Below are 1,507 nucleotides of genomic sequence, written 5' to 3'. Positions count from 1 at the left end.
CGCCGCACCTGCGTGCCTCCCACCGGCCTCACGTCCCCGCTCTCCAGCACCCGCAGCAGCTTGGACTGGAGGTTGGGCGTGGTGTTCTCGATCTCATCCAGGAAGATGGTGCCGCCGTCGGCCAGCACGAAGAGGCCGGGGTGGTCCGCCACGGCGCCGGTGAAGGCGCCCTTCACGTGACCGAACAGCTCGCTCTCCAGCAGCGTCTCGGTGAGGGCGCCGCAGTCCTGCACCACCAGCGGCAGGTCACTCCGGCCGCTCAGCCGGTGGATGACGCGCGCGAGCACCTCCTTGCCGGTGCCCGTCTCGCCCTGGAGCAGCACGGCCACCCGGTGGGGCGCGGCCACGCGCGCCAGCTCCAGCACCTCGCGCATGGGCGGGCTGCGGAAGCCGGGCTCCTCGGCCACGTCCGCTTCGGGCGAGGGCCGGGGCGCCTCGCGCGCGCGCTCGCGCAGCAGGTTGCGCTCCAGCTCCAGCGCGGCCCGTCGCTGCTCGGTGCGCAGGCCCAGCTCGCGGCTGGCCTGGAGCACCGCCTGCCGCAGTGCCCCCGGCTCCAGCGGTGGCGTGAGGGCCCGGAAGATCTTCCCCTGGTTGAAGAGCTCCACCAGCCGCGAGGGCACCGCCGGGGCGCAATAGAGGATGCGGGGAGACAGGTCGCTGGCCGGCCCGGCCCCGGTGGGGTCCGACTCCGCCAGCCGTGACGCCAGCCGCTCCACCAGGGCGACGGCCCGTGCCTCATCGCGCCCGCACACCATCAGGGCGCAGATGTCGCCGCGTCCCAGCAGCGTGTCCACGTCCTCGGCCGAGCCCGCGAAGCGCAGCCGCACGTGGCCGTCCAGCGCGTCGCGCAGGACCCGCAGCTCCCCCTCCTCCACGTACACCGCCGCGACGTAGAGCTGATGATCCAGGAGGTAGCGCTTGAGCGTCACTCCGTCCGAGCCCTCGAAGGTGTGGAAGCTCACGCCCAGCGCGGTGACGGCGCCCTCGTCCCGCTCGGCGGGGTCATGCCGCCAGCGCACCACGCCCCGGACGCGGATGCGCGTGCGCGTGTCCGGCAGCGTGAAGGCCAGCTCCACGTCCTCGGCCTCCCGAGGCCCCTCCGTGGGGCTGTGCGGGGTGGCGATCAGCCCGATGCCCGTCTCGCTGATATTGACCGCCCAGCACCCATGGATGGGAGGTTGGGTAACCACCTGCACATACAGGGGCTTGCGCTCGCTGCGCGACAGGGCGTGGAGTTCACTCGTGGCGGTCATCTCTGATGGCTCCCGCGTCAATGATGAAGCAAAGGCGGAATTCCAGAGAAATCAGGAGAAGGGCTTTTCGTCCAGAGGGGGGAGCGCGGAGGGGGGGCGCTGGCTTGGAGGGCGTCGGAGCGCGCCGCTTCACCGTCGAAGCACCCAGGAGGGGGGGGGCGTGTGATTCGAGTCCATATAGAGAGATACAGTCATCGTATCGGTGTGAACGAGTGGGGCCTCCCAATAGGGGGAGGAGCTCTGTGAGGGAGCGC

General features: G+C 71.3%; 1 protein-coding gene. It reads right to left on the bottom strand.

Annotated elements, in window-relative coordinates; all coding sequences use genetic code 11:
- Nucleotides 1-1,253 (bottom strand): sigma 54-interacting transcriptional regulator (locus VF794_RS00310; RefSeq protein WP_331106540.1); only part of this gene is annotated, 1,253 nt, incomplete at its 3' end.
- Nucleotides 1,254-1,507 lie beyond the last annotated feature (254 nt).

The organism is Archangium sp. (assembly GCF_036389735.1).
Taxonomy (GTDB): domain Bacteria; phylum Myxococcota; class Myxococcia; order Myxococcales; family Myxococcaceae; genus Archangium.
The sequence above is the reverse complement of the archived record's forward strand: the minus strand, read 5'-3'. Positions and strand labels throughout refer to the sequence as shown.